Source organism: Nocardioides oceani (assembly GCF_030412965.1).
Classification (GTDB): Bacteria; Actinomycetota; Actinomycetes; order Propionibacteriales; family Nocardioidaceae; genus Nocardioides; species Nocardioides oceani.
The window spans coordinates 1-279 of the sequence record NZ_JAUHJQ010000146.1 but is presented as its reverse complement, the minus strand read 5'-3'; the positions used below and the strand labels follow the sequence as shown (position 1 = coordinate 279).

1 pseudogene is annotated in these 279 nt (G+C 73.5%); it reads left to right on the top strand.

Going from position 1 to position 279, the window contains the following annotated elements:
- Positions 1 to 39 precede the first annotated feature (39 nt).
- Positions 40 to 279, top strand: a pseudogene (locus tag QWY28_RS23610) (L-glutamate gamma-semialdehyde dehydrogenase); the annotation flags it as partial.

The window sequence follows — 279 nt, the reverse complement described above, 5'->3', positions numbered from 1 at the left end:
AGTTCCTCATCTCTGGCTGAGGCTCGTACGGTGGCGACCATGGACGCCACCACCACGCCGCCGGCTCCCACCAACGAGCCGAACCTGACCTACGCGCCGGGCAGCGCCGAGCGCGACGCCCTGCTCGCGCAGGTCGCCGTGCTGGAGAAGGACCGCGCCGACCTGCCGGCGTACATCGGTGGCGAGTGGCGCGCGGGCGGCGGCCCGGAGATCCAGGTCGTCCAGCCGCACGACCACCAGCACGTGCTGGGCGTGACGCGCGGCGTGACGACCGCCGAC